The following is a 26,972-nucleotide window of genomic DNA, read 5'->3' on the forward strand; positions in this document are numbered from 1 at the left end:
TCCGGCGCTCATCAGGATTCTCCGCGTCGAACACATCGTCGAGCACTAATGGGTCACGTCCGGAGGTTCCGGACGGGAAGCACTTCGAGGAGAACCATGAGAACGGTCTTGGCAGGCCGCCGCAAGTGGCTGGCCGCGGGCGCGCTCGGCGTCGCGATGGTCGCCGCCGCCCCGGTCGCGATCGCCGCGCAGGGCAACCAGGACGACCAGGGCGCGCGGGCCGCTTCGGCCGGCGCGGGCGACCGCACGCAGGAGATCCGCCAGGCGATCCAGGGCGGGCACGCGCGCAACGTCATCCTGTTCATCGGCGACGGCATGGGCCAGTCCGAGATCACCTCGGCGCGCAACTACGAACGCGGCGCGGCCGGGCGGCTCGCGATGGACGAGTTCCCGCTGACCGGCGACTACACCACGTACGCGGTCGAGAAGGGCAACCCGGCGAAGCCGGACTACGTCACCGACTCCGCGGCGTCCGGCACCGGCTGGGCGACCGGCACGAAGACCTACAACGGCGCGATTTCCGTGGACGCCTACGGCAACCCGGTCCCGACGCTGCTCGAACTCGCCAAGCGCAGCGGCCTGCGCACCGGCGACGTGACCACCGCCGAGGTCCAGGACGCGACCCCGGCCGTGCTCGGCGCGCACGTCGTCGACCGCGACTGCAAGGGCCCGGACGAGACCACCAAGAAGTGCGCGCGGAACGCCAAGGAGAACGGCGGCGCAGGCTCGATCTCCGAGCAGCTCGTGCAGACCCGCCCGGACGTCCTCCTCGGCGGCGGCGCGAAGTACTTCGACCAGAAGGCGACCGCCGGGCAGTTCAAGGGCAAGCCGGTGTTGGAGCAGGCCAAGGCCGCCGGGTACACCGTGGTCAACACCGCTGACGACCTCGCCAAGGCGCGTCCCGGCAAGCCGCTGCTCGGGCTGTTCGCGCCCGGCAACATGCCGGTGAACTGGACCGGCCCGAAGGCGACGCAGGGCGGCACCGCGCCGACCCGCTGCACCGCGAACCCGGCGCTGCCGAAGACTCAGCCGAAGCTGGTGGCGCAGACGCAGAAGGCGTTGCAACTGCTGGAGGACCGCCGCAGCAACAAGGGGTTCTTCCTCCAGGTGGAGGGTGCGTCGATCGACAAGCAGGACCACGCGGCCGACCCGTGCGGGCAGATCGGCGAGACGATCGACTTCGACGCCGCTGTCGCCGCCGGGCTCGCGTATGCGCGCAGCCACACCGACACGCTGGTTGTGGTGACCGCGGACCACGGGCACACCAGCCAGATCGTGTCGAACGACGCCAAGACGCCTGGGCAGACTGCCACGCTGATCACCAATGAGGGCGCGAGCATGACCCTCAACTACGGCACTGCGCTGCCGGGTTCCTCGATGGAGCACACCGGCACGCAGGTCCGGATCGCGGCTTACGGGCCGCAGGCGGCGAACGTCGTCGGGCTGACCAACCAGACCGACCTGTTCGGCACCGTGAAGCGCGCTCTTCGCCTTCGCTGAGCCTGAAGTCCGTGAAGGACTCCTTGAGGGAATCTGATTCCCTCAAGGAGTCCTTCACGGCTTTTCACGCAGGAGAGGGCAGCAGATCGAGCGCTTCCGACCAGGGTCGGCGCGGGTCGAGCCGGTGCAGCCGGACGCCCGCCTCGGTCAACGTGTCCAGATGCCGCCGCCAAGCCGGATGGTGCTCCCGGGTCGGCTGGATCTGGTAGGCCACGACGATCGTGATCCCTGGCGCGCCAAGGACATCGCCGAGCAGCGTGAGCGCCTGGTTGTCCGCGATCCCCAGCGCCAGCTTCGCCACCGAGTTCGCCGAAGCGGGCGCGAAGAGGAACACCTTCGGATCCGGGTGCGGACGCGGCTCGCCGGGAAGGCGGGACGTGCTGCGCACCGGAAGATCCGTCGTGGCTTCGAGTTCGCCCAGCCCGCCGGTCGCTTTCAGCCAGCCCCAAGCGGTCGGCGTGAGGGTGACGGCCAGCCGCCAGCCTCGGGCTACCGCAGGTTTCGCCAGCTCGTCGGTGAACCGGGTGTCCAGTCCGCCGCACGAGCTGGCGACCAAACCCAGATCCGTCACGGCTTGCGCAGCACCGCGCAGAACATCGCGTCGGTGCCGTGTCGGTGGGGCCACAGCTGGACGTACGGGCCGTCGCCGAGTTGCGGGACGTCCGGGAAGAACTCGCGGGCGTCGACGATCTCGGACTTGGTGCGGCGGGCGGTTTCGCCTACCACGCCTTCGGTTTCGGCCAGATGCGGCGAGCACACGACGTACGTGACGATGCCGCCCGGACGCACCAGGTCCAGCGCCGCCATCAGGAGTTCGCCTTGCAGTTTGGTGAGGTCCGCGACGTCCGACGGCTTGCGGCGCCACCGGGCTTCGGGGCGTCGGCGGAGCGCGCCAAGACCGCTGCACGGGGCGTCGACCAGGATTCGGTCGTAGCCCGGTTCGAGGCCGGTTTCGCGGCCGTCGGCGACGTGCACGGTGACCGGCAGGCCCTCGGTCGCGTTCTCGATCAGCCGGGCCCGGTGCGGGGCCTTCTCGACGGCGTCCACGTGCGCACCGCTGATCTTGGCCAGCGCGCCGAGCAGCGCCGCTTTGCCGCCGGGGCCCGCGCACAGGTCCAGCCAGCGCTCGTCGGAGCCTTCCAGCGGGGCCTTGGTGACGGCGATGGCGCACAGCTGGCTGCCTTCGTCCTGCACCGCGGCGAGGCGCTCGCGCACCGGTTCCGCGTCGGCCGGATCGCCCGCGCCGGCGGGCAGGTGCACGCCGTAGGGCGAGTACGGCGCGGGGTCGCCGCCGGTGATGGCGGCCAGTTCGTCTGCGCTGATCTCGCCGGGACGCGCGACCAGGTGCACCTCGGGGCGGGCGTCGTCCGCTTCGAGAGCGGCTTTCAGCTCAGCGCCCTTGTCCCCCAACGCTTCCGCGAACGACCGGGCGACCCAGCGCGGGTGCGCGGTGCGGAGCGCGTACGCGCCGATCGGGTCGGCGGCCTCGTCCGGCGTCAGTTCGTCGAGCCACTGCGTCTCGTCCTTCGCGGACACCGCGCGCAGGATGGCGTTCGTGAATCCCGTTGCCCACGAACCGGCTTCGGCGCGCACCAGGTCCACAGTGGACCCGACAGCGGCGTGCTCCGGGATCCGGGTGCGCAGCAGCTGGTAGACGCCGAGCCGCAGCGCGTCGAGCACCACCGGGTCGGTCTTCTCGATCGGCCGGTCGGCGCACGCGGCGATCACCGCGTCGAGCAGGCCCTGCGCACGAGAGGCGCCGTAGGTCAGTTCGGTGGCCAGCGCGGCGTCGCGGCCGGTCACGCGACGTTCCCGCAGCAGCTGCGGGAGGACGAGGTTGGCGTACGCGTCCTTCTCGCGGACAGCGCGCAGCACGTCGAACGCGACCTGACGGGCCGGGTCGATCTCCGGCGGACGCCGCGGTCCCTGCTTGCGCGGAGCCGGACGGCCCCGCTGCGGCCGTGACGGCCGCCGTTCTCCACGCTCGTTCACTGGAGGCGCTCTCCTTCGTCGATCCTCGTGCCGCGCGCCCAGTCGGTGGCCGCCATCCGTTTCTTCCCGGCCGCCTGGACCTCGCCAAGCCGCACCGGTTTCGTCGCCGTGCCCACGAGCACGCGCTTGCGCTCGACCACCAGCTCGCCCGGCCGCGGACCGGGTTCGTCGAGCACGGTGACCGGCCCCAGCTTGAACCGCTCGCCGCGGAACTCCGCCCACGCGCCGGGATCCGGCGTGACCGAACGGATGTGCCGGTCGACCGCGGAAGCCGGGTCGGCGAACGACACGCGCGCGTCCTCGACGGTCACCTTCGGCGCGTAGCTCATGCCCTCGCCCGGCTGCTCGACCGCGCGGAGCGTGCCGTCCTCGATGCCGTCCACGGTGGACACCAGCAGGTGCGCCCCGGACTGCGCGAGCCTGCCGAGCAGCACGCCGGACGTGTCATCCGGGCCGATCGGCTCGGTCACCACGCCGAACACCGGCCCGGCGTCGAGCTCCTTCACGATCCGGAAGGTGGACGCGCCGGTCATCTCGTCCCCGGCGCGGATCGCCGCCTGGACCGGTGCCGCGCCGCGCCACGCGGGCAGCAGCGAAAAATGCAGGTTGACCCAGCCGTGCGCGGGAATGTCGAGCGCGGACTGCGGCAGCAGCGCCCCGTACGCGACGACCGGGCAGACGTCCGGCTCCAGCTCGCGCAACCGGGCGAGAAACGCCGGGTCGCCGGCGCGCGCAGGCGTGAGCACCTCGATGCCGTGCTCGTCGGCGAGCGTGCCCACCGGGGACCGCAGCACCTTGCGCCCGCGCCCGGCCTGGGCGTCCGGCCGAGTGACGACCGCGACGACCTCGTGCCGCTCGGACTCGATCAGCGCGCGCAACGACGGCACGGCAGGCTCCGGGGTGCCGGCGAAAACGAGACGCATCACCGCACCTCCGGAAGGGAAAAGGGGATTTCAGGCTGGTCGGACATCGGAAGCGAGTCTAGAAGACCCCCGCATCGACGGCGCGGCGCGGGCAGCCAGCCGCGGCGGGCGCCAGGATCGGGTATATGACCACGCTGAAGGCGACCCTGCACGACGACCTGACGACCGCGATCAAGGCCCGAGACCAGCTGCGCTCGGCAACGCTGCGGCTGACCCTCTCGGCGATCGGCTACGAAGAAACCGCAGGCGACACCGCCCGCGAACTCTCGGACGACGAGGTACAAAAGATCATCACCCGAGAGGTGAAGAAACGCCGCGACGCCGCCGAAGCCTTCGAGAAGGCAGGCCGAGCGGAATCAGCGGAACGCGAACGAGCCGAAGCAGAGGTCCTCACCGCCTACCTGCCCGCCCAACTCTCGGACGACGAGCTGCGCACCTTGGTCACCGAGGCAGTGACGGAAAGCGGCGCCTCCGGAATGGCCGGAATGGGCGCCGTGATGAAGGCCGTACAGCCAAAGATCGCAGGCCGCGCCGAAGGCTCCCGCGTCGCCGCAGAGGTGAAACGCCAACTCTCCAACAGCTGACTCCGACTGCGCCCCCTCTCGCCCAGGCACTTCGGTCCGCACTCCGGTAGCGCCCCAATGCGGCATTGGGTGCGTCAGACGCACCGAACGCCACATTGGGTGCGTCCCACGCACCCAATGTGGCATTGGGGCGCTATCCCAGCCCCACCCGCAGCCGATGCACCCGCTATCGAGGCACCCACACCTCCCCCGCACCCCGATACGAAGCTCCCCTGCGGTTCGGGGGTGCTTGTCAAGGCATCTTTCCCGCCTTGACAAGCACCCCCGAACCGTCAGCACAATCAACCTTCGGGGTGCCCCACGCAACCCTCAAAAGCAATGTCGCCGCCAGGCGACGAGGCGGACCGATCTCACTTAGAAGCAGCCATAGCCACCGCAGTAATAGTCGCCAACCCCCCAACCCCAGCCGCCCCCACAACCAACCCGGCCACAGCCGCAACCGAAGCAGCCAACCGCACCGCCAGCCCGGCAACCCACCGCAGCACCCGAACCACCGCGATCAGCACAACCAGCGCCAGCACCAAAACCCCAGCCGACACCCCTTGCCCCCAGCTCTCCGCAGCAGCCAGCACGGCACTCATAACCGCACCTCTATCCGCGGTTCGGCCAAACTCTCCCGCCCGAATTCGCGCACGTTCTCGTACGCCCGCCTGCGCATCTCCTCACGCGCCCGCACCCGCCGCCGTTCCGAGCCCAACTGCCACACCCACCGCCAGCCGATGACCGTCGCGACGACGGAACCGGCGAGGGTCACCAGGAAGGCCTGTCCGACGAGACCGTGGAGCGATTCGAGGCTCAGCAACACCAGCAGCGCCCACACCTGAGCGACGGTGAACGGGATGACCAGAGCTGCCGCGTACACCCCCCGACGCCAGCGAACCGGCTGAGGAGCGGGAAGAAACGGTTCCATGACTGCCTCCCTCGGTGGTGTGCTTCCAGAAAACCCCGGCGGTGCCGGGAAATCTGTGTCAGCTGACACGTTTCAGCGGGCGAGCCTCCGCAGTTCCGCGAGCCGGTGGACGGTCACCTTGCCGCGCGCGGTGCTGATCACCCCCTGGCGGCGGAGTTCCCGCGTCACCCGTGCCCACGATTCGCGCGAAATCGCTGCTGTCATAGCGAGTTCTGCTTGCGTTCCGGGCACCGCGACTTCGATATCCGTACCTCGCCGCACGCCGTGCTGAACCGCCAGCTGCATCAGTTGCGCGGCGACGCGGCGAGTGGCCGTCCCGCCGCCGATGTCGAGCCATTGCCGTCCGACGTCGCGCATCCGGTCGGCGAGGACTTGCAGCAGCGCCCAGGAAATCGCCGCCTCGCGCCGGCACAGCGCGACGAACCGCGCGGCGGGCACGACCAGGACGTCCAGTTCGTCGAGCGCTTGCACTGTCGCCGACCTCCGTCCGCCGTCGATCACGGCCAGTTCGCCGATCACGTCGCCCGCGCCGCGGACTCCGATCACGACCTCGCGCCCGTCCGGCGTCGCGTTGGTGATCCGGACGTGCCCGGCAAGGAGGAGAAGCACCACCGAGGCCCGCTCGCCTTCGCGGCAGAGGACGTCCCCGCGCCGGTAAGCCTTGCGGACGGACAGCTCTTCGAACTTCGCGCGCTCCGCGGCGCCCAGCGCCGGCCAGAACCCGATCGTTTCCACGGCGGTCCCCCCTCCTCGTCGTCGGCCGGACCGGTCAGGCGATCAGTCCCGCTCCCGGCCGGACGGCGTCGGTGGTGCGGACCCAGCCGCGGGTCCGCTGCCCGCCGACGCGCACGCGGAAGGCGTGTGCGAAGGAGCTGCGGTCGATCCCGGCGTAGCCGTGCCGGACGACCGAGCGGTGGATCGCGTTCGAGACGACGAGCGCGAGCGGCCCCGAGGAGCTGCGCAGCCTGCGTCTCAGATCAGGGGCGTCGAGGAGACGGCAGGCGATGTCGATGTCCTCGCCGTACGGCCCGTGCGCGTCGTAGTGCACCTCGCCGGCGTGCACCGAAACGCGCAGCCGGAAGGCCAGTTCGGGCTCCTGGTCGCCGTGCCGGGCGAGCAGGTCGGTGAGCGCGGGCACCACGCGGGCGAGCAGGACCGTCTTCGGCACCTCGTCGACCGGCCGGACGAGGCACAGCGCCCCGTCGCCCCGGTCCACGAACGGATCCCGGAACTGCTCCGTGATGCCGCCGGCCCGGAACGCCTCGTCGAGCAGGGCGAACAGAACCGAACGGAGCCCGGCCCGAGCCGGGTTCGTACGGGTGGTCGACCCTTCGATGTCGACGACCACGATGGCTCGGTGTACTGGTGCCGGTACTGCTGAGGTGTCCATGACCGCCCCCTTATTTCAGGAAGCTACTGAAATCTAGTAGACTTTCACAGCAGCTACTATAAGGGTGGGCCCGTACTGAAACAATGGTGTCGCGCACACGACATCTTCGATTCAGGTGCGGGTCAAGTCCGAGATGGGCAACCCCTGAACCCTCGCCGACACTCGACCCCGGCCCGTCCGGCCACTCCGGCTTCCCGGGTGTAGAATCCCCGCCATTCACGCCTGACTGAACTTCACTGAAGGGTCTGAAGTCGTGTCTCAGCCCAACCCCGCGCTCGCCGCTCGCCTGCGTACCTTGCGCAAGGAGAGCTGGTCCGACGTGGTGCTCACCCAGAAGCAGCTCGCCGAGGCCTTCGGCGTGAGCACCGGCCTGCTGTCGTCGTGGGAGAACGTGGCGAAACCGGTGACGCCCCCGCCGTACCGTCTCGAGGCGTACGCGACCTTCTTCGCCACCCGCCGTTCGGTGCAGGGCCCTCATCTTCATCTCCTGGACACCGAGAACCTGACGGACGACGAGCACACGGTCCGCAAGGAACTGCTCGCGGAGCTGCAGGCGCTGCGCGGCGACCTCGACGACCCGCCGGCCCAGCCGGTCTTCGCGCCCTCAAGCCTGTGGCACTTCCCGCCGAACCAAGACATCGTGATCGTCTGCGCGCAGCTGCCGGAGAAGTACCGGATCGCCTACACCGACCCGTCCAGCCCGGACTACGTGAACCTCTACACCTACGCCGACCCGGACGCGCTGGTCGAGCTCTACGGCCACATCCGCGCGTGCAACCCGGCCAGCAACGTCACCTTCCGCACCACCGACCAGAACACGACGCTGTCGGCGGACGAGTACACCGCGCACCTGGTGCTGCTCGGCGGCGTCGACTGGAACCCGCAGACCCGCGCGCTGCTCGACCGGGTCGACGTGCCGGTCCGCCAGATCAGCCGCAAGGGCGACGAGGACCAGCTGGACACCGGGTTCGAAGTGACCCGCCCGGACGGCAGCACCCAGAGGTTCAGCGCCAAACTGCGCGACGGCATCCTGCTCGAGGACGTCGCGCACTTCTACCACGGCGTCAGCCCGCTCAACCGCAAGCGCACCGTGACCGTGTGCAACGGAATGTACGGCCGCGGCACCCTCGGGGCCGTACGAGCGCTGACCGACCGCCGCTTCCGCGACCGCAACCAGGCCTACCTCGACCAGCGCTTCGCGGGCGCGGATTCCTTCAGCATCATCAGCCGGGTCCCGGTCTTCGACAACCAGGGGCTCACCCCTGACTGGACCCTGCCCGAAAACCGGCTGCACGAGTGGCCAGAATCGAGCCTCACATGACCGCGACCGTCGCAGCGCCGGCGCAGCACACGACGCATCAGCGGCTGCTGCACCACGTCGCCGCCGAAGACGCGCCGCAGGCCAGGCTGGACGCGATCGTCGTGCCCAACGGCCGCCCCGCCGCCTATCTCAAGGACGCGTTCCGCGCCGCCCGCGAAGCCGACGCCACGCTTCTGCTGCTGTGCAGCAAGAACGCGCGCGCGACCGACGCGGTGCTCGCCGGGAAGCGCGCCGGGGTGCGAGTCCGCGCGATCGACACCGACGAGGCCGCCGGTCTCGGCGCCGTCCCGCCGTTCGCGACGAGCAAGCTGCTGCAGGCGAAGCGCCTGCTGCGCCGCACTGACACGAGCTTCAAGCGCAACCTCGGCGTGCTCGTCGCCGACCTGGCGGGCTGGCAGCGCATCCTCTTCCTCGACGACGACATCCGGCTGTTCCCGCACAAAGACATCCCGCTCCTGCGCCCGAGCAACCTGCGCGCCGCCGCGGGTCTGCTCGACCAGTACGCGGCGGCGGGCCTGGCCAACATCGGCATGCCGGACAACTCCGTGGTGTGCCACGCCTATCGCGAGTCCGGCGGAAAACAGGACACGTTCGTCGGCGGCGGCGCGCTGGCCGTCGGACGCGCCGCGTTCTCGTCGTTCTTCCCGGACATCTACAACGAGGACTGGTTTTTTCTCCTCACCGCGACCGGATTGCGCGCCACGGCGATCACCAGCTTCGCCTACCAGCACGACTACGACCCCTTTCGCGACACGGTGCGCGCCCGGTCGGAGGAACTGGGCGACACGCTCGCCGAGGGCATCTACGGCCTGCTGGACAACGGTCTCGGCATCGCCGGCGCGGACGTCGCGTACTGGGCGGACTTCCTGGAAAGCCGCCGGGCGTTCATCCGCACCACGCTGCAGCAGGTCCAGGACGCGCCTTACCTGACCGGCGCGTACGAGAACCGGATGATCGCGGCGCTGAAGGCCGCGCTCGGCCGCAGCCTGCTGATCGAGCCGGACCTCTGTGTTCGCTACCTGCGCGCTTGGCAACGAGACCGGGACACGTGGGAAACGCATCTGCTGTCGTTGCGCGCGCGCCACGGCGCGCCGGGCGATCCGGACGCCGCGTTCGACACGCTGGGGATCGCGGAGATCGTGCACAAGTCCTGAAGGTTCAGCGTTCGCCGCAGCTCCGGGTGGCAAGCGGCGCGGGACGGTCGTCCGGCAGCCGCTTCACCAGCACGTGGCAGCGTTCGGCTTCGAGAATCGTGCGCCCGTCCGGCGAAACGCGCTCGGCGTAGCAGACGACCGTGCCGTGACCCCAGTCGTGATAGCCGAGGCGGCGGTACAGCCTCGCGGCGCGAGTGTTGTCCGTGCGGACCGCGAGCGCGCCGAGCGCGTGACCATGACCGACCAGATAGTCCTCGACCGCGCGCACGAGAGCCGCGCCGATGCCGCGATTGCGCGCGTCCGGGGCGACCTCCAGATGGTTCAGCAGCGGAACGCCCGGCAGGTGGCCGCGGATCGGCGGCTCCTCGGCGTCCTCGAGCCAGAGGTACACGGCGCCGACCGGCCGCGCGGAGCACCACGCGGCGAACAGGACGCCGAGTCCCTTCGCCTGCCGGGTGAACCGGTCCTCGAAAAACCCCTGGTCGCCGAGGATCCCCGCCAGCGCCGCGAGGTCCGCCTGCTCAGCCGGCCGGATCGAGACGTCGCCCATCAACGCCGACTCCTGTCCGCGGGACCGGGACACGCGAGCGGCAGGCCCGGGCCGCGGTCCTGATCTTGGCCGCCCGGCCTCAAGGGTAAGTGCGCGCCTGGGCACCGCGAAGACGGCGAATGCCGCAGCGCGGTCCTGCGAACGGAGCAACGGGCCGCCCTGCGCCGCCGCGCCCCTCCCCCGGTTTCCACGTCCCCAATACACCCCGGGACGCCCCGATTCAAACGGAAACCGGGCGGTAGTGCGGAAAACCGCTTCCGGTGGTGGGTTTGGCGCGCAAATGAGCGGTCGGCTGGACGGGGGTCAGCGGATCCAGTCGTGTTCACGGGTCTGTGCGGCGGTGGAAGGACCGCTGCCTGGCCGCACCGCGCCTAGATCAGGTCCAGCCGATCCAGCCGTGCTCGCAGCGGAACAACCGCTTCCCCGCCGCACCGCGCCTAGATCAGGTCCAGCGGATCCAGCTGCACCCGCACCGGTTCGACCGCTTTCCGGGCGTCCCGGCGGGCCACCGCGTCGCGCACCACCGTCGCCAGGGCGCGGCCGTCCGGGCGGGCCACCCGTACCAGTGCCCGTTCGCGTTCCGCGTTGCCTTCGTCGTCGTAGTCGCCCAGCGGGACCGGGCCCAGCACCTCGCCGCTGTCCGGCAGCGGGAGGTCGTCGAGCACGCTCGCCACCGCGGCCGGGCTTCCCTCGACGCTCGCCATCCGCATCGCGGGCGGGAAACCCAGTTCCCGCCGCTGTTCCAGCTCCTGGCTCGCGTGCCAGCCCGGGTCCCAGCGCACCAGCGCTTGCACCACCGCCAGCCCCGCTTCCGCGCCGACGATCACCCGGCCCCCGCCCGACGCCGGGCGCACCAGCGCGCCGGCGGCCATCCAGCGGCGAAGGGTTTCTTCCGCGGCACGCAGATCCTGGCGTCCGAGCAACGCCCAGCCGTCCAGCAGCAGCGCCGCGCCGTAACCGCCTTCGGCGACCGGCTCCGCGCCCGGCGTGCAGACCACCAGCGCCGGGCGGCCCGGGACGGTCGCCAGGACTTCGGTCGCGCCAGAAGTGCGGACCGGAACCCCGGGGAAAGCCCGGCCCAGTTCTTCGGCGGTGCGCTTCGCGCCGACCACCACGGCCCGCAACCGGACGGAACCACAAGCAGGACAACGGAAAGCGGTCTCCGGGACGCCGCACCACCGGCAGGCGGGCGGGCGCGGAGCACCGTCCGCCGAACCGCCGGGCAATGCCAGCGGACCGGCGCAGCGACGGCAGTGGGCGGGCGTCCGGCATTGGCCGCACGACAATCCGGGAACGTAACCCCGGCGCGGAACCTGGACCAGAGCCGGCAATCCGGCGGCGAAAGCTTGGCGCGCCGCTTCGAACGCGACCGCGGGCAGCCGGGCGACCCGGGCGGCTTCGTCGCGCGCTACGTCGAAGTCCTCGCCGACCGGGGTCACCCGCGGGGCGGCGGCGCGGAGTTCGGCGCGATCGGCCTGGATCTGTTGCGCCCAGCCGGATTCCACCAGCAGCTGCGCCTCGGCGGTCCGGGCGAATCCGCCGACCAGGAACGCTGATTTCGTGGCATGCGCCCGATCCATCAGCACATCCCGCACGTGCGGGTACGGGGCATGCGGATCCAGATGCAGATCGTCGCCGTCGTCCCACACGACGAACAGACCGGGATCGGCGACAGGCGCGAACATCGCCGCGCGAGTGCCGACCACCACGCGAACGGCGCCGCGCAGCACGGAAAGCCAGCGACGGTACCGTTCCGCCGGTCCCAGCCCGGCGATCAGGGCGGCGACGCCCTGCTCCCCCACCAGTTCGATGCACGCCTCGTGCACCCGGGTGAGGTCGCGGTGGTCCGGGACCACCAGGACCGCGCCCCTGCCTTGAGCTGCCGCGGTGGCAGCCGCTTCGGCGAGACGGCGCGGCCAGTCTTCGCCGGGGAGGGCCTGCCAGACCGCGTTCGCTTGACGGGATTCGGCGATCGCTTCCAGGAACGCTTCGCCGCGTTGGTAACGGGACCAGGCGGAGACGTCCGGGGCCTCGGGTTTCGGGGCCGGTTCCGCGGGCGGCTCGCTTTCGGTCTTCGCGTGGCGCGGGGGCAGGGCCAGGCGCAGGACGTCGGAAAGGGTCCCGGCGTAGCGGTCGGCTACCGAGCGGCAGACGGCGTGCAGCGACGGCGGGAGGACGGGTTCGCTCGAGGTGACTCGCTCCAGGTAGGCGAGTTTCCGTTCGTACTCCGTCGTGTCGGTGCGTTCGATGAGGTAGCCGTCGACCAGCTGGCCCGCGAAGCGCACCCGGACCCGGCAGCCGGGGACTGCGGATTCGTGCAGTTTTTCCGGGACCTGGTAGTCGAAGGTGCGGTCCAGGTGGGCCAGCGGGATGTCTACGGCGATCTTCGCGACCGGGAGTTCGGGGGCCGGGGTTTGCTGGCCTTTTCGGGAACGGGCCGGTTTGCGGGCGGGTTTTTTCGCCGGGGTGGCCTTCGGCTCCGGGGCGGAGCGCGGAGGCTCCGGGAGGTCCCATAGGGGGGTGGGTTCGGAGCTGGTCACTTGGAGATCTCTACCAGACTGGTCCGACAGTGCGGCGGGGAGATTCCCCTTCGGGGGGAGGGTGCGGCGGGGCACCCCGAAGCTTGATTGTGCTGACGGTTCGGGGGTGCTTGTCAAGGCGGGAAAGATGCCTTGACAAGCACCCCCGAACCGCAGGGAGGCTTCGTATCGGGGCGCAGGGCGGGGGCTGGGTGCCTCGATAGCAGGTGCATCGGCTGCGGGTGGGGCTGGGTGCTCGATGCGTGGGGGCACCGGCTGCGGTATGGGCGAGGTGGGGAGTTTGCGCCCCAATGTGGCATTGGGTGCGTCAGATGCACCCAATGTGGCGTTCGGTGCGTCCCATGCACCCAATGCCACATTGGGGCGGCATCCCGGCGGCGGTGGGCGTGGGGCGAGCGGGTCGGTCGTGAGGGGAACCCTGAGGGAATCAGAGTCAATGAGGGTGGCACTCACGAACCGCGACCGGGGCCGAAAGCCGTGAAGGGCTCCTTGAGGGAATGGGATTCCCTCAAGGAGCCCTTCACGGACCGAAACGGGTCAGGCGCCGGCGAGTGAGCGCAGGGCGTCGGCGCGGGCGGTGCTTTCCCACGGGAGGTTCAGGTCGGGGCGGCCGAAGTGGCCGTACGCTGCGGTCGGGGCGTAGATCGGGCGCAGCAGGTCCAGGTCGCGGATGATCGCGGCGGGGCGCAGGTCGAAGACCTCGCTGATGGCCGACTGGATCTTGGTCGGGTCGACCGTTTCGGTGCCGAACGTCTCGACGAACAGGCCCACGGGGGCGGCCTTGCCGATCGCGTACGCCACCTGTACCTCGACCCGTCCGGCCAGGCCCGCGGCGACCACGTTCTTCGCCACCCAGCGCATCGCGTACGCGGCCGACCGGTCCACCTTGGACGGGTCCTTGCCGGAGAACGCGCCGCCGCCGTGGCGGGCCATGCCGCCGTAGGTGTCGACGATGATTTTGCGGCCGGTGAGCCCGGCGTCGCCCATCGGGCCGCCGATCACGAAGCGGCCGGTGGGGTTCACCAGGAGGCGGGTGCTGTCGGTGTCGAGGCCCAGTTCGGCCAACTCGGGCTCCACGACGTGCTTGCGCACGTCGACGCCGAGCATCTGCTCCAGGTCGATCCCGTCCGCGTGCTGGGTGGACACCACGACGGTGTCGAGCCGCACCGGCTGTTCGCCCGCGTACTCGATGGTGACCTGGGTCTTGCCGTCCGGGCGCAGGTACGGCAGCACGCCGTCCTTGCGGACCGCGGTCAGCCGGCGCGACAGGCGGTGCGCGAGCGCGATCGGGAGCGGCATCAGCTCGGGCGTGTCCGAGCAGGCGTAGCCGAACATCAGGCCCTGGTCGCCCGCGCCCTGGCGGTTGATCTCGTCCTCGTCCGATTCGACCCGCGACTCGTACGCGGTGTCGACGCCCTGGGCGATGTCCGGGGACTGCGAGCCGATCGCCACGTTCACGCCGCAGGAGTTGCCGTCGAAGCCCTTGGCCGACGAGTCGTAGCCGATGCGCAGGATGACGTCCCGCACGATGGTGGGGATGTCCGCGTAGGCCTCGGTCGTGACCTCGCCCGCGACGTGCACCTGGCCCGTCGTGATCAGGGTCTCGACGGCGACCCGGCTGCGCGGGTCCTTGGTGAGCAGGCCGTCGAGGATCGAGTCGCTGATGGCGTCACAGATCTTGTCGGGGTGGCCTTCCGTCACGGATTCCGACGTGAACAGCCTCTTCGTGGACGCAGACACGACCTCGTCACTTCCCTCGGTCAAGCGATGGCGCCCCACCGGTATTTCAGGCGCTCCTGGCACAGCCCACCCTACCCAGCGGGCCTGTAGCTAGAGTCGACGTTCGATCAACGCTGTTACGGCATCCCACAATGTGGCCGCCAGCCGGGCTTTAGCGCCTTGCGAGATGACCTGCTCGGTGCCGTCCGCGGCGAGCAGCCAGCCCGAATTGTCCTCGGTGCCGAAGGCTTTGCCGTCGCCGACCGCGTTGACCACGAGCAGATCCGCGCCCTTGCGGCGGAGCTTGGCGCGGGCGTGGTCGAGCACACTGCCGTTCTCGTCGCCGGTTTCCGCGGCGAAGCCCACCACGATCTGCCCGGAACGCCGTTCTCGCACCAATTCGGCGAGGATGTCGGCGTTGCGGTCGAGCGTGATGACCGGGTCCGGGCTGTCGTCGGACTTCTTGATCTTGTGGTCGGCCAGCGTCGCGGGCCGGAAATCCGCGACCGCGGCGGCCATCACGACCACATCCGCGTCCGCCGCGGCGGCGTGCACCGCTTTGCGCATTTCCTCCGCGGTGGACACGCGCTGCAGCGTCGCGCCCGCCGGGGACGGCAGTTCGTCGGTGTGCCCGGCGACCAGCGTCACCTCGGCGCCGCGCTGCGCGGCGACCCGGGCGAGTGCGAAGCCCTGTTTGCCGGACGAGCGGTTGCCCAGGAAGCGGACCGGGTCCAGCGGCTCGCGGGTGCCGCCCGCGGAGATCACCACGCGGAGGCCTTCGAGGTCCCGCGGCAGCGCGCGCGGCTCGGCGAGCAGCAGCCGGGCCAGGTCGACGATCTCGGCCGGGTCGGCGAGCCGTCCCTTGCCGGTGTCGACGCCCGTCAACCGGCCCGCCGCGGGTTCGGTGACGACCATGCCGCGCGAGCGCAGCAGCGCCACGTTGTCGCGGGTGGCCGGGTGCTCCCACATCTCGGTGTGCATCGCCGGGAAGAAGGCGACCGGGCACCGGGCGGTGAGCAAGGTGTTGGTGAGGAGGTCGTCGGCGAGCCCGTGCGCGGCCTTGGCCAGCAGGTTCGCGGTCGCCGGGACGACCAGCACGAGGTCGGCCTCTTTGCCGACCCGCACGTGCTGCACCTCGGGCACCTCGGTGAAAACCCCGGTGTGCACCGGGTTCCCGGACAGTGCCTCGAAGGTCGCCGCGCCGACGAAGTTCAGCGCGGCCTCGGTGGGCACGACGCGGACGTCGTGCCCGGATTCGGTGAGGCCCCGCAGGACCTCGCACGCCTTGTAGGCGGCGATGCCGCCGCCCACGCCCAGGACGACCCTGGGCTTGGCGTCATTCACCCTCGGTGTGCTCGAGCAGCCCGCCGTGGATCTCGCGCAGCGCGATCGACAGCGGCTTCTCGCGGGGGCCGGGCTCGACCAGCGGGCCCACGTACTCCAGCAGGCCCTCGCCCAGCTGCGCGTAGTAGTCGTTGATCTGCCGGGCCCGCTTGGCCGAGTAGATCACCAGCGCGTACTTCGAGGAGACCTTCTCGAGCAGGTCGTCGATCGGCGGGTTGGTGATGCCTTCGAGCTCTTCCAGCGTCGCCTGTTGCACAGTCACTCGTGGTGCTCCGTATCGTCACATCGATCGGCGGCAGAATCGCCACCGCCGGTAATCAAGTCTAGCAACCGCCGCGCGGCGACCTCGACGTCGGCGTTCACGACCCGTTCGTCGAACTCCCCGGCCGCGGCCAGTTCGCGTTCCGCCTCGGCCAGCCGGGCGGCCACCGCGGCCTCGGTCTCGGTGCCCCGGCCGGTGAGCCTGCCGACCAGTTCCTCCCAGGACGGCGGCATCAGCATGACCAGCCGCGCCTCCGGCATCGCGGCCCGGACCTGGCGCGCGCCCTGCAGTTCGATCTCCAGCACCGCCGGACGGCCGTCCGCCAGCGCCTTCTCGACCGGCTCGCGCGGCGTCCCGTACCGGTTGCCCGCGAACTCGGCCCATTCCAGCAGCCGGTTCCCGGCCACCATCCGGTCGAATTCGGCGGAATCCACGAAGTGGTAATGGTTTCCGTCGACCTCGCCCGGCCGCGGCGCCCGCGTCGTCACCGAAACGCTGAAGTACAGGTTCGGCTCGAGCCGGCGCAGCTGTCCCACCACACTCGACTTCCCGACGCCGGAAGGGCCGGAGACGACCGTGAGCCGGGGGCGGGAGATGTCCCCCGCCACCGGCTCACTGCCGCGGTCGGCGCCCCGGGTCACCGGGTAGTCCTGACCGACGCCGCTCACTCGCCGCTGAACTCGGCCAGCAGCGCCTTGCGCTGCCGGTCGCCGAGCCCGCGGAGCCTGCGGCTGGGGGCGATCTCCAGTCGTTCCATCGTCTGCTGGGCACGGACCTTGCCGACGCCGGGGAGCGCCTCGAGCAAGGCCGAAACCTTCATCTTGCCGAGGACTTCGTTCTCCTCGGCCTGCTTCAGCACGTCGACCAGAGTGGTACCGCCCCGCTTCAGCCGCTCCTTCAGCTCAGCACGGATGCGGCGGGCGGCGGCGGCCTTCTCCAGCGCCGCAGCACGCTGTTCCTCTGTCAGCTGGGGAAGTGCCACGTTTTCCTCCGGTAGTTCTCACATCTGGGTGGGTGACGCGACGGTACCCACCCCTGAGCAGGGGCCACAATGCGGGGGTGGCTGGTGGAGCGCGATTCCGGGGCCTGCTATTGGCCTTTTCCGCGCAGTCCCGCCAACCGGCCGTTCACCTCTTGGGCCGCACGGCGTAACGCCGCCGTGTCCGGGCCGTGCCGCAGCAGGTCGCGCGAAGACGCCGGGAGCAGGCCAGGGAGGCCCTCCCCGAAGACTGCCCGCAAATCCGCCTCGGTTGCCCCCTGCGCCCCGAAACCGGGCGCGAGCACCGGTCCGTTGAGCCGGCTCAGGTCGACTTCCCCAGGAGCCACAGTGGCCCCTACGACCACGCCGACGTCGCCGTACGGCTCAGCACCTGCGTTGTGGTCCGCCGCAGCGTCTACGACGCTCTGAGCGACCGTACGGCCGTCTTCGAGCCGCGCGCGCTGCAACGCGTCCGCTTCCGGGTTGGACGTGCGCGCGAGCACGAAGAGCCCGTTGCCCGCTTCGCGCGCCGACGCGACAGCCGCGTCGAGCGCGCCGAAGCCGAGGTACGGCGACACCGTGGCCGCGTCGGCGGTGAAAGCCGCCTTTTCGGCCACGTACGCCGCCGTGTAGGCCGCCATGGTCGAGCCGATGTCACCGCGCTTCACGTCCAGCAGGACGAGCGCTCCGGCGTCGTGAGCGACGTCCACGACGCGTTCGAGCACGGCCACTCCGGCGGGCCCGAACGCCTCGAAGAACGCCGACTGCGGCTTCACGATCGCCGCCACCTCGCCCAGCACCTCCGCGGCGCTGAGCGCGAAGCGTTCGAGCCCGCTCGCGTCGAGCGGCAGGCCCCACGCCTCGATCAGGCCCGGATGCGGGTCGATCCCGGCGCACAGCGACCCGCGCGCGGCCACCGCTTCGGCGAGCCGCGCCCCGAATCGCGCGGTCACGACGTCGCCTTCAGCGCCGCCTGGAGGTCCTGCAGGCTGCGCACGCCGATGTCGCCGCGGATAAGCGCTTCGATGCCGTGCACGGCCGCCGCGGCGCCCTGCACCGTGGTGACGCACGGAATGTCGCGCGACACCGCGGCAGTCCGGATTTCGTAACCGTCCACGCGCGGTCCGCTGTTTCCGTACGGCGTGTTGATCACCATGTTGACGTCGCCGGCGAGGATCACGTCGACGATGTTCGGCTCGCCGGTGCCCGGGTCCGGCTCGGAGTGCTTGCGCACCACCGAACAGGCAACCCCGTTGCGCCGCAACACTTCCGCGGTGCCGGAGGTGGCGAGGATCTCGAAGCCGAGATCAGCGAGCCGCTTCACCGGGAAGACCAGCGAACGCTTGTCGCGGTTGGCGACGGAGACGAATACCCGGCCCGAGGTGGGCAGCGATCCGTAGGCGCCGCTTTGCGATTTCGCGAATGCTTTCCCGAAGGAGGTGTCGACGCCCATGACTTCGCCGGTGGATTTCATTTCCGGGCCGAGCAGGGAGTCGACGCCGTGTCCTTCCGGCGTGCGGAACCGGTGGAAGGGCAGCACGGCTTCCTTGACCGCGACCGGGGAATCGGCGGGCATCCGGCCGCCGTCGCCCTCGGCGGGCAGGACTCCGGAGGCGCGCAGGTCCTTGATCGTCGAGCCGGTCATCACCAGCGCCGCGGCCTTCGCCAGCGGGACGGCGGTGGCCTTGGAGACGAACGGGACGGTGCGCGAGGCGCGCGGGTTCGCTTCCAGGACGTAGAGCACGTCGTCCTTGAGCGCGTACTGCACGTTGAGCAGGCCGCGGACGCCGACGCCGCGCGCGATGGCCTCGGTGGAGCGGCGGACCGCGTCGAGGTCCTGCGCGCCGAGGGTGATCGGCGGCAGGGCGCAGGAGGAGTCGCCGGAGTGGATCCCGGCTTCCTCGATGTGCTCCATGACGCCGCCGAGGTAGAGGTCCTCGCCGTCGAACAGCGCGTCGACGTCGATCTCGATCGCGTCGTCGAGGAACCGGTCGACCAGCACCGGGTGCTCCGGGGTGACCTCGGTCGCCCGGCGGATGTAGCCGGCCAGGGACTCCTCGTCGTAGACGATCTCCATGCCGCGCCCGCCCAGCACGTAGGACGGGCGGACCAGGACCGGGTAGCCGATCTCGTCGGCGATCCGCTTCGCGCCCTCGAACGAGGTCGCCGTCCCGTACTTCGGCGCGGGCAGCCCGGCGGCGGTGAGGACCTCGCCGAACGCGCCGCGGTCCTCGGCCAGGTCGATCGCCTCCGGCGGCGTCCCGACCACCGGCACCCCGGCGTCGGCGAGGCGCTGCGCGAGCCCGAGCGGGGTCTGCCCGCCCAGCTGCACGATCACGCCGGCGACCGTGCCGGACTGCTGCTCGGCGTGCACGACCTCCAGCACGTCCTCGAACGACAGCGGCTCGAAGTACAGCCGGTCGCTGGTGTCGTAGTCGGTGGACACGGTTTCGGGGTTGCAGTTGACCATCACGGCCTCGAACCCGGCCTCGCGCAACGCGATCGCCGCGTGCACGCAGGAGTAGTCGAACTCGATGCCCTGCCCGATCCGGTTCGGCCCGGAGCCGAGGATCAGCACCTTCGGCTTGTCCGACTGCACCGCGACCTCGGAGGTGGCGGCGGGGTCGGTCTCGTAGGCCGAGTAGTGGTACGGGGTCTTCGCCGCGAACTCCGCCGCGCAGGTGTCGACCGTCTTGAACACCGGCCGCACCCCCAGCCGGTGCCGCAGCGCCCGCACGCCGTCCTCGCCCGCCAGCTCCGGCCGCAGCGCGGCGATCTGGCGGTCGGACAGGCCGGTGCGCTTCGCCCGCCGCAGCAGGTCGCCGTCCAGCACCGGTGCGTCGCGGACCTCAGCGCCGACCTCGCCGATGAGGGCGATCTGGTCGATGAACCACGGGTCGATCCCCGACGCCTCGTGCACCTGCTCGACGGTCGCGCCGAGGCGAAGCGCCAGCTCCACCTCGTAGAGACGGCCTTCGTGCGGGGTGCGCAGCGAGTCCAGCGTGGACTCCACCGTCGCGCCCTCGGGGTCGGGCTGGGTCCAGAACCCGGTCGCCTTCGTCTCGATCGACCGCATCGCCTTCCCGAGGGCTTCGGGGAAGCTGCGGCCGAACGACATCGCCTCGCCGACCGACTTCATGGTCGTGGTCAGCGTCGGGTCCGCGCCGGGGAACTTCTCGAACGCGAACCGCGGGACCTTCACCACCACGTAGTCCAGCGCGGGCTCGAACGACGCCGGGGTCTCGCCGGTGATGTCGTTGCGGATCTCGTCGAGGGTGTAGCCGATCGCCAGCTTCGCCGCGATCTTCGCGATCGGGAAACCCGTCGCCTTCGACGCCAGCGCGGACGAACGCGACACGCGCGGGTTCATCTCGATCACGACCATCCGGCCGTCGTCCGGGTTGAACGCGAACTGGATGTTGCAGCCGCCGGTGTCCACGCCGACCTCGCGCAGCACCGCGATCCCGACGTCCCGCATCACCTGGTACTCGCGGTCGGTCAGCGTCATCGTCGGCGCGACGGTGACCGAGTCGCCGGTGTGCACGCCCATCGCGTCCACGTTCTCGATCGAGCACACGACCACCACGTTGTCGTGCTTGTCGCGCATCAGCTCGAGCTCGTACTCCTTCCAGCCGAGCACGCTCTCCTCGATCAGCACCTCGGTCACCGGGGACTCCGTGAGCCCGGTCGACGCCAGCCGCTCCAGGTCTTCGGGCGTGTGCGCCATGCCCGAGCCGAGGCCGCCCATCGTGAACGACGGCCGGATGACCACCGGCAGCCCGAGTTCCTCGACCGTGGAACGAACCTCGTCCATGTCGTGGCACACCCGGCTGCGCGGCACGTCCGCGCCGACCGTGCGCACGATGTCCTTGAACTTCTGCCGGTCCTCGCCCCGCTGGATCGCGTCGATGTCCGCGCCGATCAGCTCCACGCCGTACTTCTCCAGCACGCCGCGCTCGTGCAGGGCGACCGCGCAGTTCAGCGCGGTCTGCCCGCCCAGCGTCGCCAGCAGCGCGTCCGGGCGCTCCGCCGCGATGACCTTCTCCACGAAGTCCGGCGTCACCGGCTCGATGTAGGTCGCGTCCGCGAACTCCGGGTCCGTCATGATCGTCGCCGGGTTCGAGTTCACCAGCGACACCCGCAGGCCCTCGGCCCGCAGCACCCGGCAGGCCTGCGTGCCCGAGTAGTCGAACTCGGCCGCCTGCCCGATCACGATCGGCCCGGAGCCGATCACCAGCACGTGCTGGATGTCCGTCCTCTTCGGCATCAGGCCTTCTTCTCCATCAACTCAACGAATTCATCGAACAGGGGCGCGGCGTCGTGCGGGCCCGCGGCCGCTTCGGGGTGGTACTGCACGGAAAACGCGGGCACGTCGAACGCGCGCACGCCCTCGACCGTGTCGTCGTTCGGGCAGTAGTGGCTGATCTGCGCGGCCCCGTAAGGGGAATCGAACCGCTGGCCCGGTTCGCCTTCGAGGGCGAAACCGTGGTTCTGCGCGGTGATCGCGACCCGCCCGGTCGCCACGTCGATCACCGGGATGTTGATCCCCCGGTGCCCGTAGCGCATCTTGTAGGTGCCCAATCCCAAGGCGCGGCCCAGGATCTGGTTGCCGAAGCAGATCCCGAACAGCGGAATCCGCTGCTCCAGAACGGTTTTCGTCAACGCCGTCGCGTGCGCGGTCGTCGCCGGGTCGCCCGGGCCGTTGGACAGGAACACCCCGTCCGGCTCCAGCGCCAGCAGTTCCTCCGCGCTCGTGCTCGAGGGCAGCACGTGCACCTCGATGCCCCGCTGCGTCATCAGCCGCGGCGTGTTCGACTTGATCCCCAAGTCCAGTGCCGCGACCCGGAACCGCTTCTCCCCTTGCGCCGCAACGACGTACGGCTGGTCCGTGGAGACCTCGCCCGCGAGGTCCGCGCCCTTCATCTGCGGGCTCGCCAGCACCTCCGCGACCATCTGCTCGTCGCTGCCCAGCGCGTCGCCCGAGAACACGCCCGCGCGCATCGCGCCCTGCTCGCGCAGATGCCGCGTCAGGGTGCGGGTGTCCACTTCGGAAATCCCGACCACGCCCTGGCGCACCAGTTCCTCGTCCAGCGACCGCTTCGAGCGCCAGTTCGACGGCGTGCGCGCGGGATCCCGCACCACGTAACCGGAAACCCAGATCCGGGCCGATTCGTCGTCCTCGTCGTTCCAGCCGGTGTTGCCGATCTGCGGCGCGGTCTGCACCACGATCTGCCGGTGGTAGGACGGATCGGTCAGCGTTTCCTGGTAGCCCGTCATGCCGGTGCAGAACACCGCCTCGCCCAGGGTCCGCCCGCGCGCGCCGTATGCCGCGCCGCGGAACACCCGGCCGTCTTCGAGAACCAGGGCGGCGGGGCCGCGAGTGCCGGTGCTCACTGGGCACCTCCCTTGATGTCGTGATCGGAAAGTTCGTTGATCCACAATGGATAGTCGTCGAGATCGTCGCCGCGGAACCCGGTGTCCAGCGCGACGTCGCCGAGCTGCCAGGTGATCACCAGCAGCACGTCGGTGCCGGTGACCTTCCCGGCGAGCCGGGAGTCGCGGCGGATCCCGGTGATCGAGGCGCGCGGGATCCAGAAGTCCGGGAGCCCGCCGCGTTCCACGGCCACCCCGTCCGGGTGCAGCCGCCAGACCGCGCCGGACCGCGGGCCCGCGCCGCGCGTGACGATGCGGTCCTGCCAGTTGCCCGCGGTCGTGGTGCCCACGTACACGCCCGTCGATTCGAGCTGGAATTCGCCGGGGTCGGCCGGGATTTCCGGGAACGGGGCGATCCGCGCGCTCTGCGAACGCGCCTTGCGCCGCCAGCCCATCCACATGCCCCACAGGCACAGCAGGAAGAACGCGACGATCCCCAGCGTCAGCAGCAGCCGCTCCATCAGCAGATCTTCCCCTCGCGCGCGGTGATCCGCCCGCGCAGCAGGGTCGCCGTCACCACGCCGGGCAACCGCATTCCCTCGTACGGGGTGTTGGCCGCGATGCTGGCCAGTTCGGCCCCGCGCACGGTCCATTCGGCGTCCGGGTCGACCAGCGTCAGGTTCGCCGGTTCGCCCGCTTCGATCGGACGGCCGTGCCCGGACAGGTTCCCGATCTCCGCGGGCCGCTCGCTCATCACCCGGGCGACGCCGCGCCAGTCGAGCAGGCCGGTCTTGACCATCGTCTCGACGACCACCGACAGCGCGGTCTGCAGGCCGAGCATGCCGGGCCGGGCCGCGGCCCACTCGGTGTCCTTGTCCTGCACCGCGTGCGGCGCGTGGTCGGTGGCGACGCAGTCCACGACGCCCTCGGCCAGCGCGGCGCGCAGCTTCTCCGCGTCGCCGCCGGTGCGCAGCGGCGGGTTGACCTTGTTGACCGGGTCGTAGGTCTCCAGCCGGTCGTCGGTCAGCAGCAGGTGGTGCGGCGTGACCTCGGCCGACACCTTCGTGCCGCGTTCCTTCGCCCAGCGCAGGACGTCGACCGTGCCCGCGGTGGAGACGTGGCAGACGTGCAGCCGTGCGTTCGCGTGCAGCGCCAGCAGGCAGTCGCGCGCGACGATCGATTCCTCCGCCGACGCCGGCCAGCCCGCGTAGCCCAGCCGCGACGCCTGCTCGCCCTCGTGCGCCTGCGCGCCGACGGTGAGCCGCGGTTCTTCGGCGTGCTGGGCGATCACCGCGTCGAGCGCGGTCGAGTACTCCAGCGCACGGCGCATCAGCAGCGGGTCCGCGACGCACACGCCGTCGTCGGAGAAGACCCGCACGGCCGCGGTGCCCTTGGCCATCGTGCCCAGTTCGGCGAGCTTCTCGCCCTTGAGCCCGACGGTGACCGCGCCGACCGGGTGGACGTCGACCAGGCCGACCTCCTGCCCGCGCCGCCACACGTGGTCGGTGACGAGCGCGTTGTCGGCGACCGGATCGGTGTTGGCCATGGCGAACACGGCGGTGTAGCCGCCGAGCGCGGCCGCGGCGGATCCGCTGTCGATGGTCTCGGTGTCTTCGCGGCCCGGCTCGCGCAGGTGCGTGTGCAGGTCGACGAACCCGGGCAGCAGGATCTGGCCCTCGGCGTCGAGCACCTCGGCGCCCTCGGGAACGTCCACCTCGCCGATCGCGGCGATCACACCGTCCTCGACCAGGACGTCCACCGGCTCGCCCTCGCCGTACGGGCGGGCACCCTTGATCACGATGCTCACGCGGCAGCTCCTTCACTGGCCAGCAGGTGGTAGAGGACCGCCATGCGCACGTGGACGCCGTTGCGGACCTGTTCGGTAATGGCTGAGGAGGGGGAATCCGCGACCGCGGAGGCGATCTCCATGCCGCGCAGCATCGGGCCGGGGTGCAGCACGACGGCGTGGTCCGGCAGCAGCGCCTGGCGCCGCTCGGAGAGCCCGTAGGAGATCGAATACTCGCGCGCGGAGGGGAAGAACCCGCCGTGCATGCGTTCCGCTTGGACGCGCAGCATCATCACCGCGTCGACCGAGGGCAGCTCGGCGTCGAGGTCGTGCGACACGGTGACCGGCAGCTTTTCGACGCCGACCGGCAGCAGCGTCGGCGGCGCGACGAGCACCACCTCCGCGCCGAGGGTGCTGAGCAGGTGGATGTTCGAGCGCGCGACCCGGCTGTGCAGGACATCTCCGACGATCGCGATCCGCCGGTCCTTCAGGGAACCGAGACGTTCGCGCAGCGTCGCCGCGTCCAGCAGCGCCTGGGTGGGGTGCTCGTGCATGCCGTCGCCCGCGTTGACCACCGCGGTGCCCGGACCGGCGAGCCAGCCCGACAGCCGGTGCGCGGCCCCCGAGGCGGGGTGCCGGATGATCACGCAGTCGGCGCCCGCGGCGGCCAGCGTGAGCGCGGTGTCCCGCAGCGATTCGCCCTTGTTCACCGAGGAACTGGACGCCGAGACGTTGATCACGTCCGCGCTCATCCACTTCCCGGCGATCTCGAACGACACCCGGGTGCGCGTCGAGTTTTCGTAGAACAGCGTGATCACGGTGCGGCCGCGCAGCGTCGGCAGCTTCTTGACCTCGCGGCCGAGCAGCGTGTGCTTCAGCTCGTCGGCGGTGTCGAGCACGGCGGTCGCGGTGTCCGCGTCGAGCCCGTCGGTGGCGAGCAGGTGCTTCACCGGGTTTCTCCTTCCGGCGCGCGCAGCAGCACCGCGTCCCGGCCGTCGGTTTCGGACAGCAGCACGGAGACGCCTTCGGCGCGCGCGGTGGGCACGTTCTTGCCGACGTAGTCGGCGCGGATCGGCAGCTCGCGGTGGCCGCGGTCGACGAGCACGGCGAGCTGGACGGCACGCGGGCGGCCGTGGTCGCGCAGGGCGTCGAGGGCGGCGCGGATGGTGCGGCCGGAGAACAGGACGTCGTCGACGAGGATGACGACCCGGTTGTCGATCCCGCCCGGCGGCAGCTGCGTCTGCTCGAGCGCGCGCGGCGGACGGCGGCGGAGATCGTCGCGGTAGAGGGTGACGTCGAGGGCGCCGTGCGGCGGCTCGGCCCCGGCGAACTCGCCGATCTTCCCGGCGAGGCGCGCGGCGAGCGGAGTGCCGCGGGTGGGGATGCCGAGCAGCACCGGGTACTGCTCCGGCGGACCGGCTCCGAGAGCGGTCTTCTCGATGACCTGGTGGGCCATCCTCGCGATCGTGCGCGCGACATCGCCGGCAGAAAGCAGCTCGCGCTCTCCCGCCGGCTCCGCCGCGCCACGCGGACGTGACGACAAGGCGGACCTCCTTCCCCGCCTCTCTGGACGGGTCCTTAAAGGACGTCGGCAACCGGCTGCTGCCGGAAACCGCACCGACAGTAGCAGGACCGGTCAATCAGTCTTCCGGGTGGTACGCGCACGGCCGCCACCTGCGCGGACCGACCTTCTGCTTGACCTGGTGACAACTATGCGTAACCATTACTCTGAGTATTCGACTCGAGGAGTCCCCGGCTCCGGTCCTCCCGGCCGGGCAGGGGCGATGAAACGGAGAACCACCAGATGGGCGATTACGCCAAGGCGCTCGGGGCCAAGCTCCGCGGGATCCGCCAGCAGCAAGGCCTGTCCCTGCACGGGGTCGAGCAGAAGTCCGGCGGACGCTGGAAGGCCGTCGTGGTCGGCTCGTACGAGCGCGGCGACCGGGCGGTCACCGTCCAGAAGCTGGCCGAGCTGGCGGACTTCTACGGCGTGCCGGTGGTCGAACTGCTGCCGGAGGGCCGGGTCCCCTCGGGAGCCGAGCCCGCCACGAAGATCGTGATCAACCTGGAGCGGCTCCAGCAGCTCCCCGCGGAGAAGGTCGGCCCGCTCGCCCGGTACGCGGCGACGATCCAGAGCCAGCGCGGCGACTACAACGGCAAGGTGCTCTCCATCCGCACCGAGGACCTGCGCTCGCTCGCCATCATCTACGACATGACCCCCGGCGAGCTGACCGAGCAGCTCATCGACTGGGGCGTCCTCCCGCCGGAAGCCCGCCCGTCCAAAGAGGACTGAGCACTGATGGCGGCAACGGCCGTGCACGACGCGGCGGGCTTCCCGCACCCGGGGAACCGGGAACGCCCGCCGCGCTTCGGGTGAGGCTCCGACCGCCGCGGTTCCGCGCTGCCCGGCCTCGCCTCGGGCGATCCGGGGTGCCCGCGACCGTTGACCTGCTGTGTTCCACTCTTCGGCGAACGCCGTAATTGCCCACGTTTTCCGTGTTGCGAACCCGGATTCCGGCGCATTTCCGCTTCGCACCGTAGCGCCGCCCAGGGCTTTTCCTCGCGGCCGCTTCCCTGCTCCGAGCTTCGGACGCCCGAGCGGATTCCCTTGCCTGGCTTGCGGTTTCGCGCCGATCGCTTGCCCG

At 70.7% G+C, this 26,972-nt stretch carries 25 protein-coding genes; 5 read left to right on the top strand and 20 right to left on the bottom strand.

The features are described 5' to 3' along the window. Positions 1-96 precede the first annotated feature (96 nt). On the top strand, positions 97-1,500 hold the full coding sequence (gene phoA / locus EIZ45_RS27310; RefSeq protein ID WP_134666286.1) for an alkaline phosphatase: 1,404 nt from the start codon (positions 97-99) through the stop codon (positions 1,498-1,500). Positions 1,501-1,564: 64 nt separating this feature from the next. Here the strand turns inward: phoA and EIZ45_RS27315 are convergent, their stop codons facing one another. Genes EIZ45_RS27315 through fmt form a run of 3 tightly spaced genes read right to left on the bottom strand, consistent with a single transcriptional unit; the run spans position 1,565 to position 4,415 of the window. Further along, entirely contained in the window at positions 1,565-2,071 is a 507-nt protein-coding gene (locus tag EIZ45_RS27315) for a flavoprotein (RefSeq protein WP_134666288.1), read from the bottom strand. Further along, positions 2,068-3,492, bottom strand: coding sequence for an RsmB/NOP family class I SAM-dependent RNA methyltransferase (locus EIZ45_RS27320; RefSeq protein WP_134666290.1), 1,425 nt, complete (start codon positions 3,490-3,492; stop codon positions 2,068-2,070). Before EIZ45_RS27320 ends, EIZ45_RS27315 begins: the two co-directional genes overlap by 4 nt. Beyond that, on the bottom strand, positions 3,489-4,415 hold the full coding sequence (gene fmt / locus EIZ45_RS27325) for a methionyl-tRNA formyltransferase (RefSeq protein WP_037814613.1): 927 nt from the start codon (positions 4,413-4,415) through the stop codon (positions 3,489-3,491). The genes EIZ45_RS27320 and fmt overlap by 4 nt, the downstream gene beginning before the upstream one ends. 125 nt (positions 4,416-4,540) lie before the next feature. Here fmt and EIZ45_RS27330 point away from each other — a divergent pair, with 125 nt between their 5' ends. Further along, positions 4,541-4,999 (top strand): GatB/YqeY domain-containing protein, encoded by a 459-nt coding sequence (locus EIZ45_RS27330; protein WP_134666292.1) that lies wholly within the window; start codon positions 4,541-4,543, stop codon positions 4,997-4,999. A gap of 577 nt (positions 5,000-5,576) precedes the next feature. Here EIZ45_RS27330 and EIZ45_RS27340 read toward each other — a convergent pair. The 3 genes from EIZ45_RS27340 to EIZ45_RS27350 form a co-directional block, all read right to left on the bottom strand. Beyond that, entirely contained in the window at positions 5,577-5,909 is a 333-nt protein-coding gene (locus EIZ45_RS27340) for a hypothetical protein (RefSeq protein ID WP_051173049.1), read from the bottom strand. Positions 5,910-5,981: 72 nt separating this feature from the next. Beyond that, positions 5,982-6,644, bottom strand: coding sequence for a Crp/Fnr family transcriptional regulator (locus EIZ45_RS27345; protein WP_037814608.1), 663 nt, complete (start codon positions 6,642-6,644; stop codon positions 5,982-5,984). 34 nt (positions 6,645-6,678) lie between these two features. Next, positions 6,679-7,299 (bottom strand): hypothetical protein, encoded by a 621-nt coding sequence (locus EIZ45_RS27350; protein ID WP_134666296.1) that lies wholly within the window; start codon positions 7,297-7,299, stop codon positions 6,679-6,681. 253 nt (positions 7,300-7,552) lie between these two features. On the opposite strand from EIZ45_RS27350, the gene EIZ45_RS27355 reads away from it, so the two are divergent. Together EIZ45_RS27355 and EIZ45_RS27360 are read left to right on the top strand one after the other, a co-directional pair. Further along, positions 7,553-8,620, top strand: a complete 1,068-nt coding sequence (locus EIZ45_RS27355) for a helix-turn-helix domain-containing protein (protein WP_043838218.1) — start codon at positions 7,553-7,555, stop codon at positions 8,618-8,620. Further along, a complete protein-coding gene (locus EIZ45_RS27360) occupies positions 8,617-9,774 on the top strand; it encodes a hypothetical protein (protein ID WP_134666298.1) in 1,158 nt (385 codons plus the stop codon). The genes EIZ45_RS27355 and EIZ45_RS27360 overlap by 4 nt, the downstream gene beginning before the upstream one ends. Positions 9,775-9,778: 4 nt before the next feature. Here EIZ45_RS27360 and EIZ45_RS27365 read toward each other — a convergent pair whose 3' ends face one another. The 14 genes from EIZ45_RS27365 to pyrR form a co-directional block, all read right to left on the bottom strand. Beyond that, a complete protein-coding gene (locus EIZ45_RS27365; protein ID WP_134666300.1) occupies positions 9,779-10,324 on the bottom strand; it encodes a GNAT family N-acetyltransferase in 546 nt (181 codons plus the stop codon). A gap of 437 nt (positions 10,325-10,761) precedes the next feature. Beyond that, the gene (locus EIZ45_RS27370) at positions 10,762-12,864 is read right to left on the bottom strand and encodes a primosomal protein N' (RefSeq protein ID WP_134666302.1); all 2,103 of its coding nucleotides are present in this window, start codon (positions 12,862-12,864) and stop codon (positions 10,762-10,764) included. Positions 12,865-13,401: 537 nt separating this feature from the next. After that, a complete protein-coding gene (gene metK, locus EIZ45_RS27380) occupies positions 13,402-14,604 on the bottom strand; it encodes a methionine adenosyltransferase (protein WP_037819197.1) in 1,203 nt (400 codons plus the stop codon). 90 nt (positions 14,605-14,694) lie between these two features. Continuing rightward, entirely contained in the window at positions 14,695-15,927 is a 1,233-nt protein-coding gene (gene coaBC, locus EIZ45_RS27385) for a bifunctional phosphopantothenoylcysteine decarboxylase/phosphopantothenate--cysteine ligase CoaBC (RefSeq protein WP_078870735.1), read from the bottom strand. Then, complete coding sequence (gene rpoZ, locus EIZ45_RS27390) at positions 15,920-16,189, bottom strand: DNA-directed RNA polymerase subunit omega (protein WP_020658117.1); 270 nt, start codon at positions 16,187-16,189, stop codon at positions 15,920-15,922. Before rpoZ ends, coaBC begins: the two co-directional genes overlap by 8 nt. Then, positions 16,186-16,857 carry a guanylate kinase gene (gmk, locus tag EIZ45_RS27395; protein ID WP_037818934.1) on the bottom strand — a complete coding sequence of 224 codons (672 nt, stop codon included), beginning with the start codon at positions 16,855-16,857 and terminating at the stop codon, positions 16,186-16,188. The genes rpoZ and gmk overlap by 4 nt, the downstream gene beginning before the upstream one ends. Further along, on the bottom strand, positions 16,854-17,171 hold the full coding sequence (gene mihF, locus EIZ45_RS27400; protein WP_003096398.1) for an integration host factor, actinobacterial type: 318 nt from the start codon (positions 17,169-17,171) through the stop codon (positions 16,854-16,856). Before mihF ends, gmk begins: the two co-directional genes overlap by 4 nt. A gap of 107 nt (positions 17,172-17,278) precedes the next feature. Then, positions 17,279-18,121 carry an orotidine-5'-phosphate decarboxylase gene (gene pyrF / locus EIZ45_RS27405; RefSeq protein ID WP_134666306.1) on the bottom strand — a complete coding sequence of 281 codons (843 nt, stop codon included), beginning with the start codon at positions 18,119-18,121 and terminating at the stop codon, positions 17,279-17,281. After that, positions 18,118-21,435, bottom strand: coding sequence for a carbamoyl-phosphate synthase large subunit (carB, locus tag EIZ45_RS27410; protein ID WP_037818936.1), 3,318 nt, complete (start codon positions 21,433-21,435; stop codon positions 18,118-18,120). The genes pyrF and carB overlap by 4 nt, the downstream gene beginning before the upstream one ends. After that, complete coding sequence (gene carA / locus EIZ45_RS27415) at positions 21,435-22,562, bottom strand: glutamine-hydrolyzing carbamoyl-phosphate synthase small subunit (protein ID WP_037818937.1); 1,128 nt, start codon at positions 22,560-22,562, stop codon at positions 21,435-21,437. Before carA ends, carB begins: the two co-directional genes overlap by 1 nt. Continuing rightward, positions 22,559-23,062 carry a transporter gene (locus tag EIZ45_RS27420; protein WP_134666309.1) on the bottom strand — a complete coding sequence of 168 codons (504 nt, stop codon included), beginning with the start codon at positions 23,060-23,062 and terminating at the stop codon, positions 22,559-22,561. Before EIZ45_RS27420 ends, carA begins: the two co-directional genes overlap by 4 nt. Continuing rightward, on the bottom strand, positions 23,062-24,348 hold the full coding sequence (locus EIZ45_RS27425) for a dihydroorotase (protein ID WP_037818940.1): 1,287 nt from the start codon (positions 24,346-24,348) through the stop codon (positions 23,062-23,064). Before EIZ45_RS27425 ends, EIZ45_RS27420 begins: the two co-directional genes overlap by 1 nt. Continuing rightward, on the bottom strand, positions 24,345-25,277 hold the full coding sequence (locus EIZ45_RS27430) for an aspartate carbamoyltransferase catalytic subunit (protein WP_134666311.1): 933 nt from the start codon (positions 25,275-25,277) through the stop codon (positions 24,345-24,347). The genes EIZ45_RS27425 and EIZ45_RS27430 overlap by 4 nt, the downstream gene beginning before the upstream one ends. Further along, a complete protein-coding gene (gene pyrR, locus EIZ45_RS27435) occupies positions 25,274-25,870 on the bottom strand; it encodes a bifunctional pyr operon transcriptional regulator/uracil phosphoribosyltransferase PyrR (protein ID WP_009075803.1) in 597 nt (198 codons plus the stop codon). The genes EIZ45_RS27430 and pyrR overlap by 4 nt, the downstream gene beginning before the upstream one ends. A 261-nt stretch (positions 25,871-26,131) precedes the next feature. Between pyrR and EIZ45_RS27440 the strand changes: the two genes are divergently transcribed. Then, positions 26,132-26,620, top strand: a complete 489-nt coding sequence (locus EIZ45_RS27440; RefSeq protein WP_003096372.1) for a transcriptional regulator — start codon at positions 26,132-26,134, stop codon at positions 26,618-26,620. Positions 26,621-26,972 lie beyond the last annotated feature (352 nt).

This window comes from Amycolatopsis sp. CFH S0740 (assembly GCF_004522315.1).
Classification (GTDB): Bacteria; Actinomycetota; Actinomycetes; order Mycobacteriales; family Pseudonocardiaceae; genus Amycolatopsis; species Amycolatopsis nivea.

Bases quoted from the DNA above. Each gene is read 5' to 3' on its own strand.
- phoA (WP_134666286.1), top strand. From the start codon at position 97: ATGAGAACGGTCTTGGCAGGCCGCCGCAAGTGGCTGGCCGCGGGCGCG.
- fmt (WP_037814613.1), bottom strand. From the start codon at position 4,415: ATGCGTCTCGTTTTCGCCGGCACCCCGGAGCCTGCCGTGCCGTCGTTG.
- EIZ45_RS27330 (WP_134666292.1), top strand. From the start codon at position 4,541: ATGACCACGCTGAAGGCGACCCTGCACGACGACCTGACGACCGCGATC.
- EIZ45_RS27340 (WP_051173049.1), bottom strand. From the start codon at position 5,909: ATGGAACCGTTTCTTCCCGCTCCTCAGCCGGTTCGCTGGCGTCGGGGG.
- EIZ45_RS27350 (WP_134666296.1), bottom strand. From the start codon at position 7,299: ATGGACACCTCAGCAGTACCGGCACCAGTACACCGAGCCATCGTGGTC.
- EIZ45_RS27360 (WP_134666298.1), top strand. From the start codon at position 8,617: ATGACCGCGACCGTCGCAGCGCCGGCGCAGCACACGACGCATCAGCGG.
- EIZ45_RS27365 (WP_134666300.1), bottom strand. From the start codon at position 10,324: ATGGGCGACGTCTCGATCCGGCCGGCTGAGCAGGCGGACCTCGCGGCG.
- carB (WP_037818936.1), bottom strand. From the start codon at position 21,435: ATGCCGAAGAGGACGGACATCCAGCACGTGCTGGTGATCGGCTCCGGG.
- EIZ45_RS27420 (WP_134666309.1), bottom strand. From the start codon at position 23,062: ATGGAGCGGCTGCTGCTGACGCTGGGGATCGTCGCGTTCTTCCTGCTG.
- EIZ45_RS27440 (WP_003096372.1), top strand. From the start codon at position 26,132: ATGGGCGATTACGCCAAGGCGCTCGGGGCCAAGCTCCGCGGGATCCGC.